General features: G+C 71.0%; 11 protein-coding genes. 8 read left to right on the forward strand and 3 right to left on the reverse strand.

The genetic code is table 11. From position 1 onward, the window contains the following. From ACOADB_RS05215 to ACOADB_RS05250, 8 genes are all read left to right on the forward strand, one after another. On the forward strand, positions 1 to 182 hold a 182-nt coding region (locus ACOADB_RS05215), incomplete at its 5' end, for an isochorismatase family protein (RefSeq protein ID WP_378596879.1). Then, positions 179 to 880: an NUDIX hydrolase gene (locus ACOADB_RS05220; protein WP_378596880.1), complete on the forward strand. Its 702-nt coding sequence runs from the start codon at positions 179 to 181 to the stop codon at positions 878 to 880. The genes ACOADB_RS05215 and ACOADB_RS05220, both read left to right, overlap by 4 nt. Positions 881 to 1,040: 160 nt before the next feature. Next, positions 1,041 to 1,418 (forward strand): ArsR/SmtB family transcription factor, encoded by a 378-nt coding sequence (locus tag ACOADB_RS05225; protein WP_378596881.1) that lies wholly within the window; start codon positions 1,041 to 1,043, stop codon positions 1,416 to 1,418. Next, positions 1,415 to 1,930, forward strand: coding sequence for an SRPBCC family protein (locus ACOADB_RS05230; RefSeq protein WP_378596882.1), 516 nt, complete (start codon positions 1,415 to 1,417; stop codon positions 1,928 to 1,930). Before ACOADB_RS05225 ends, ACOADB_RS05230 begins: the two co-directional genes overlap by 4 nt. After that, positions 1,927 to 2,499, forward strand: a complete 573-nt coding sequence (locus ACOADB_RS05235; RefSeq protein ID WP_378596883.1) for a TIGR03086 family metal-binding protein — start codon at positions 1,927 to 1,929, stop codon at positions 2,497 to 2,499. Before ACOADB_RS05230 ends, ACOADB_RS05235 begins: the two co-directional genes overlap by 4 nt. A 41-nt stretch (positions 2,500 to 2,540) precedes the next feature. Then, positions 2,541 to 3,302 (forward strand): alpha/beta hydrolase family protein, encoded by a 762-nt coding sequence (locus tag ACOADB_RS05240; protein WP_378596885.1) that lies wholly within the window; start codon positions 2,541 to 2,543, stop codon positions 3,300 to 3,302. 61 nt (positions 3,303 to 3,363) lie between these two features. Next, a complete protein-coding gene (locus ACOADB_RS05245; protein ID WP_378596886.1) occupies positions 3,364 to 3,711 on the forward strand; it encodes a TfoX/Sxy family protein in 348 nt (115 codons plus the stop codon). Then, positions 3,708 to 4,973 (forward strand): MFS transporter, encoded by a 1,266-nt coding sequence (locus ACOADB_RS05250; RefSeq protein WP_378596887.1) that lies wholly within the window; start codon positions 3,708 to 3,710, stop codon positions 4,971 to 4,973. Before ACOADB_RS05245 ends, ACOADB_RS05250 begins: the two co-directional genes overlap by 4 nt. Here ACOADB_RS05250 and ACOADB_RS05255 read toward each other — a convergent pair. The 3 genes from ACOADB_RS05255 to ACOADB_RS05265 form a co-directional block, all read right to left on the reverse strand. Next, positions 4,970 to 5,455 (reverse strand): SRPBCC family protein, encoded by a 486-nt coding sequence (locus ACOADB_RS05255; protein WP_378596888.1) that lies wholly within the window; start codon positions 5,453 to 5,455, stop codon positions 4,970 to 4,972. The two genes, ACOADB_RS05250 and ACOADB_RS05255, sit on opposite strands and share 4 nt — an antisense overlap. After that, a complete protein-coding gene (locus tag ACOADB_RS05260; protein WP_378596889.1) occupies positions 5,449 to 6,141 on the reverse strand; it encodes a hemerythrin domain-containing protein in 693 nt (230 codons plus the stop codon). Before ACOADB_RS05260 ends, ACOADB_RS05255 begins: the two co-directional genes overlap by 7 nt. Beyond that, positions 6,134 to 6,418, reverse strand: a 285-nt coding sequence (locus ACOADB_RS05265) for a hypothetical protein (protein WP_378596890.1), incomplete at its 5' end; no start/stop codon positions are given. The genes ACOADB_RS05260 and ACOADB_RS05265, both read right to left, overlap by 8 nt.

Raw genomic sequence — 6,418 nt, forward strand, 5'->3', positions numbered from 1 at the left:
TGACCGAGGTCGACGTCACCGGGATCGCGACGGACTACTGCGTGCGGGCCACGGCACTGGATGCGGTCAAGGAAGGCTTCGCGGTGCGGCTGTTGCCCGGCCTGCACGCAGGGGTGGCACCCGACAGCTCGGCGGCGGCACTCGAGGAGATGGCCGCGGCCGGCGTGGAGGTGACGGCATGAGCACGACGCACCCGCCCTTCGCCGTCGCGGTCGACCTCGCGATCTTCACCATCCGCGACGGCGCCCTCGCGGTCCTGCTGGTCGAGCGCGGCGAGGAACCGTTCGCGGGCTCCTGGGCCCTGCCCGGCGGATTCGTCGAGCCCGACGAGGACGCCGAGCAGGCCGCCTGGCGAGAGCTGCGGGAGGAAACGGGCGTCGACCGCTTCCCCGGCCACCTCGAGCAGCTGCGCACCTACTCCGCCCCCGACCGCGACCCGCGGATGCGCGTCGTGTCGGTCGCCCACGTCGCCCTGGCGCCCGACCTCCCCGAACCACAGGCCGGCACCGACGCCGCCGACGCCCGCTGGTGGGTCGTCGACGACCTGCTCTCCGGCGAGGACGCACCCGCCCTGGCGTTCGACCACCGCGACATCCTGGTCGACGCCCGAGAACGGGTGCGCGCGAAGCTGGAGTACACGACGCTCGCGACCGAGTTCGTCGCCGAGCCGTTCACGCTGCCCGAGCTGCGGCGCGTCTACGCCGCCGTGTGGGGCACTCCCCCGGACCTCGGCAACTTCCGGCGCAAGGTGCTGGGCACCGAGGGGTTCGTGGTCGCCACGGACACCACGGGCGGGGCTGCCGAGGGTGGCGGCCGCCCGGCCCTGCTCTACCGACGCGGCCCCGCGATCGTCGTACAACCGCCGATGGTGCGGGGCTGACGCTGCTGCGGATTCATCAAGGTATGTCGGCGAGGTCGCACTTCCCATGGCGGGCACACACAGGGAAGTGACAGCTCGCCTACCTACCTTGATGAATCCGCCCCCGCCTTTCTCAACCCAACGGTTGACAAAGAGGGATCGACGGCGTTTACTCAACCCCATGGTTGAGTACGACGACAGGTTGTCGCGGGTCTTCTCGGCACTCGCCGACCCGACCCGTCGCGACATGGTCGCCCGCCTGGCAGCGGGCGACGCGACGGTGAGCGAGCTGGCGGCGCCGTACGACGTCTCGCTCCAGGCCGTCTCCAAGCACCTCAAGGTGCTCGAGGAGGCCGGGCTGGTGAGTCGCAGTCGCGACGCACAGCGGCGGCCGGTGCATCTGGACGCGGAGGTGTTCGACCTGATGACGAAGTGGATCGAGCGTTACCGGCAACAGGCCGAGGAGCGCTACCGACGACTGGACGCGGTGCTGGCCCGCCTGCAGGGCAAGGCCTCCCCCGCCGACGACCAAGAGCGAGAGCAAGGAGCAGCAGGATGAACACGACAACCGCCCTGGGGACCACCACTCCCGGCACGGCGATCGAGGCCGACCCGGACGTCCCCACCGTCAAGATCGTCCGCGAGTTCGACGCTCCGCGTGAGCTCGTCTGGCGCGCCCACGTCGAGCCCGAGCTGATCAAGCAGTGGCTCGGTCCGCACTCGATCGGCATGGACATCGAGGTCTGGGACATGCGCACGGGCGGCGAGTACCGCTACACCGCCACCCGCGAGGGTGAGGAGATCGCGCACTTCTACGGTTCGGTCCACCGGGTCACCGACAACGAGAGGATCGTGCAGACCTTCGGGTTCGAGGAGATGCCGGAGGCGGTCAGCCTCGACACGCTCACCCTGCACGACCTCCCCGACGGCCGCACCCGCCTGGAGATCCTGTCGGTCGTCTACGACTTCGAGTCCCGCGCCGGCATGCTCGCCAGCGGCATGGAGGTCGGCGTCAACGAGGGCTACGAAGCGCTCGACGCACTGCTGGCCCGACTGAAGGACCAGGCATGATCCCCGCCGATCCCGCCGCCGAGCACGCGAGCATCGCCGGCACCTTCTCCGAGAAGGTGCGCGGCGTCGCTCCCGACGGGTGGGACGTCGCGACACCCGTGGCGGAATGGACGGCGCGCGACGTCGTACGCCACCTGGTGGAGTGGTTCCCCGGCTTCCTCGCCGGCGGCTCCGACATCAAGCTCCCGATCGGCCCGTCGGTCGATGAGGACCCGGTCGCTGCGTGGGAGCACCACGCCGCCGCCGTCCAGGCAGTGCTGGACGACCCGGCCGCGGCCGACACGACGTTCGCCCACCCGCACCTGCCCGCGATGCCCCTCCCCCAGGCGATCGCGCAGTTCTACACGAACGACGTCTTCATGCACACCTGGGACCTCGCCCGCGCCACCGGCCAGGACGACCGGCTCGACGCCGGGCGCTGCCAGTCGATGTTCGAGGGCATGGAGCCGATGGACGAGATGCTGCGCCAGAGCGGTCAGTACGGCGCCCGGGTCCCCGTGCCCGACGACGCCGATGCGCAGGCGAAGCTCATCGGCTTCATCGGCCGCGACCCGGAGTGGCGTCCCTGACGCTGGACCCACGGGCCGCCCGGCGGTGGCACGATGACGCCATGCCCGAGAAGGTGCGGTTCCCGAGTGTCAGCGGCGAGCTCCTCGCCGGGCTGGTCGACCTCCCCGCAGGAGAGGTACGTGGCTGGGGCGTCTTCGCCCACGGCTTCACGCTCGGCAAGGACTCGCCCGCCGCGGCACGGATCTGCAAGCAGCTCGCCGCCGAGGGCGTCGGCATGCTCCGCTTCGACAACCTCGGTCTCGGAGATTCCGAGGGCGACTGGGGCGACGGTGGGTTCACCCACAAGGTGGCGGACACGGTCCGGGCGGTGGAGTTCATGAACGCGGCCGGGCGCACCGTCGAGATCCTGGTGGGGCACTCGTTCGGCGGTGCCGCGGTGCTCGCTGCGGCTCTCGAGACCCCGACGGTCCGGGCCGTGGCGACGGTCGGTGCGCCCTTCCAGCCGACGCACGTCGAGCACAACTTCGACGCCATCCTCGACCGGGTGATGGCCGACGGCGAGGCCGAGTGGCTGATCGGCGGCAAGGCGCTGACCCTGCGTCGTACCTTCATCGAGGACGTCCGCAACGCAGACCTCGCCTCCTGCATCCCGGCGTTGAAACGGCCCCTGCTCGTGATGCACTCCCCCACCGACAACACGGTCGGCATCGCCAACGCGAGCGACATCTTCCGCGCCGCCCGGCACCCCCGGAACTTCATCTCGCTCGAAGGCGCCGACCACTTCCTGACCGCGCCGGGCCAGGCGAAGCGGGCCGCGCGGATCATCAGCGCCTGGGCCGACCAGTACCTCGCCCTGGACTGATCCGGCGGGCCGGCCCGAAACCCGGTCGTCGATTGTCGGTGCCGCGCCCTAGCCTCGTTCCATGGCGTACGACGAAGGGCTGGCCGGGCGGCTCCGCGCACTGCTGGACGACGATCCTGCACTCGCGGGCCATGCCGTCACCGAGAAGAAGATGTTCGGCGGACTGGCCTTCCTGGTCGGCGGACACATGGCGGTCGCCGCCAGCGGCCAGGGCGGCCTCCTGGTGCGCGTCGAACCGGCCGCGACCGAGGATCTCCTCGCCACGACCGCCGCCTTCCCGATGGAGATGCGGGGCCGCGCCATGAACGGCTGGCTCCGCGTCGACGACGCCGACGTCGAGACCGACGACCAGCTCGCGACATGGGTCGGTCGCGGCACGTCGTACGCCGCGTCCCTCCCGGCGAAGTGAGGACCTTCTGGGCGGCGCTGCCCACCGAAGGACGCTGGCTCCTCTCGACCGTCGCGATCCAGACGCTCGGGCGCGGTCTCACGCTGCCCTTCACGCTGATCTATCTCCACGAGGTGCGCGGGTTCGACCTCGGCCTGTCCGGCACCCTGATGGCCCTCATCGCGATCGTCGGGCTCCTGGTGACCGGGCCCGGCGGTGCGCTGGTCGATCGCTACGGCGCCCGCGTCATCCTGCTGCTCGGCATCGTCGCGATGATCGCCGGCAACGTGCTGCTCGCCTTTGCGACGACGCCGGCCGCCGCGGCGGTGGCGCTGATCCTGATCGGCCTCAACTTCGGGGTCTCCTGGCCGGCCTTCAACGCCCTGATCGCCGCGGTCGTCGACGGCGACCTGCGCCAGCAGTACTTCGGCATCAACTTCGCGCTCGTCAACCTCGGTATCGGCGTGGGCGGGGTGATCGGCGGCCTGTTCGCCGACGTGGACCGGCCCGGCACCTTCACCGTGATCTTCCTCGGTGACGCCGCCTCGGGACTGATCCCGCTGGCCCTGCTGCTGGGGCCGCTCCGCCATGTCCACGGCCGGGCCGCCCAGCCGGAGGACGGGTCCGCCCATCCGACGGTCGGCTACCTCCAGATCCTGCGCGAGCCGGCCGTGCGCTGGCTGACCGCACTCACCTTCGTGGCCATGTTCATCGGCTACGGCCAGCTGGAGGCCGGCTTCCCCGGGTTCTCCCGCCAGGTCGCCGAGGTGTCCACCCGGACCATCGGGCTGGCGTTCGCGGTCAACACTGCCGTGATCGTGCTGCTGCAATTCACCGTGCTGACGAAGATCAGCGGCCATCGTCGTACCCGCGTGATGATCGTGATGGCCGTGATCTGGGCCGGCGCGTGGGGGCTGCTCGGCTTCTCCGGCACGACCCCCGGCGGGGCGACAGCCGTGATCGGTGTCCTCGGCTTCATGGCGGTGTTCGCGCTGGGCGAGACGCTGCTGCAGCCCACCGTCCCGGCGATGAGCAACGACCTCGCGTCCGACCACACCCGCGGGCGCTACAACGCGCTGAGCGCCGGCGCCTTCCAGGGCGGCGCGATCGCAGGTCCGGTCGTGGCCGGTTTCCTGCTCGAACACGACCTCGGCGCGGTCTACGTCGGGCTGATGGTCCTCGGCTGCGCGGCGATCGGCGTCATGGCCCTGGCCCTGGAACGGCAGGTCTCCGAGACGGCCAACGGCCGGATCACGCCGACGCCCGCGCCGCTCGAGACCTAGGAGCTCCGGACTCGCGCCTGGTCGGCGGCCGCGACCCTGCCGAGCCGCTCGAGGTCGGCGCGGAGCTCGGCGCTGCGGTCCTTGTGCGCCGGGATGAGCAGGCTGATCGCGATCTCGGCCCAGCGTGGGCCCTCGAGGATGCGGAAGGACTGCCGCACCATGGTCCCGCCCTCCACGCCGACCAGGTCGAACTCCCAGGCGGTGGCGCCGGGATCGGTGCGAGCCGGAGCCGTGTGGTAGACGAAACGCCGCGGGGCGTCGTACTCCCGGACGGTGCAGATCTTGGTCCAGCGGGCCAGGCCCCGCTTGTTCGGCCCGCGGAAACGGGCCCCGACACCCCGGTGCTCGTCGAGCCACTCCCCTGCCCGGGCCTCGTTGCTCCACTCGCCCACGCGGCGGACGTCGGTGAGGACGCCCCAGACGACTTCGGGACTCGCCGGGACGACGACCTCGCACGTCCCGGACGGCTTCAGCCTCAACATGACGGCGCCAGGCTCAGGGACGGGACCGATTCTGCGGGCGTGCCCGCCCACAACGTGCGGCGCCGCTTCCTGTACGGACCGCCGAGCAGGTGCACCAGGACGAACCGGGGCACGGGCGGCACCAGTCCGGTGACCACGCCGATGCTCTCGGCGTCCAGGCCGTCGATCAGCCAGTGCCCCTCGAACGCGAGGTCCCGCTTCGACTTGGTGTCGAGGTTGTGCTTCCTGTCGAGCTCCTGCCACTCGGCGTCGGAGAGCGTGCGGTCCACGATCGGCATCAGCTCACGCTCCTCGTGCTCGAGGTGGGGCAACAGGACGTCCTCGAGCCCGATCACGGCAGCCAGCACAGCCGCTGCTTCGTCCCGCTGCTCCAGCACCCGCGCGGCAGCGGTCAGCCGGTCCATCGCCGGGTGCACCGCCGCGTGTTCGCCGTCCATCCGGTCGAGGAGCGGACCGATGGCGGCGTTCCGCTCGCGCACCGCCGGGTAGAGCCCCGTGTCCTCGGCCGTGTGATGGCGATGCAGGAAGTCCATCATCCAGACGAGGTGGGCGCCCAGTGCCCGGCGTCGTACGGGGTCCAGGCCACCGGCCTCCAGCACCATCCGGGCGCGACACAGGTCGCGCCGCAGCGCGCTGTGCACGATTCCCATGATCCGGGTGTCCGCCGGATCCTGCATGTCAGCCATCTGATTCCTCCTCCACGAGGTTGAGCACGTTCACGACAGTGGTGGCGACCAGGTCCACGACCTCGGCGGTACTCCAGCCGAACTCGTCAGTGAGGACGAGGTAGCTCTCCTCGCCGACGAGCCCGAGCAGGGTCTCCGCCTCGCGCCGGGTCACCGTCCGGCGCGCGACGAGTCCCAGGGCCTGGGCGAAGGACTCGATCTGCTGGGCGCGGAACTCAGCACTCAGCACGGCGAGCTCGGGCTCGCTCATGGCACCGCCCCGGAGCGCACGGATCAC

The sequence above is a fragment of the Nocardioides sp. CPCC 206348 genome, from assembly GCF_048654705.1.
GTDB lineage: Bacteria > Actinomycetota > Actinomycetes > Propionibacteriales > Nocardioidaceae > Nocardioides.

Excerpts from the sequence above, each read along its gene's own strand:
- ACOADB_RS05220 (WP_378596880.1), top strand. The coding sequence starts at position 179 with ATGAGCACGACGCACCCGCCCTTCGCCGTCGCGGTCGACCTCGCGATC.
- ACOADB_RS05225 (WP_378596881.1), top strand. The coding sequence starts at position 1,041 with ATGGTTGAGTACGACGACAGGTTGTCGCGGGTCTTCTCGGCACTCGCC.
- ACOADB_RS05230 (WP_378596882.1), top strand. The coding sequence starts at position 1,415 with ATGAACACGACAACCGCCCTGGGGACCACCACTCCCGGCACGGCGATC.
- ACOADB_RS05235 (WP_378596883.1), top strand. The coding sequence starts at position 1,927 with ATGATCCCCGCCGATCCCGCCGCCGAGCACGCGAGCATCGCCGGCACC.
- ACOADB_RS05240 (WP_378596885.1), top strand. The coding sequence starts at position 2,541 with ATGCCCGAGAAGGTGCGGTTCCCGAGTGTCAGCGGCGAGCTCCTCGCC.
- ACOADB_RS05245 (WP_378596886.1), top strand. The coding sequence starts at position 3,364 with ATGGCGTACGACGAAGGGCTGGCCGGGCGGCTCCGCGCACTGCTGGAC.
- ACOADB_RS05255 (WP_378596888.1), bottom strand. The coding sequence starts at position 5,455 with ATGTTGAGGCTGAAGCCGTCCGGGACGTGCGAGGTCGTCGTCCCGGCG.
- ACOADB_RS05260 (WP_378596889.1), bottom strand. The coding sequence starts at position 6,141 with ATGGCTGACATGCAGGATCCGGCGGACACCCGGATCATGGGAATCGTG.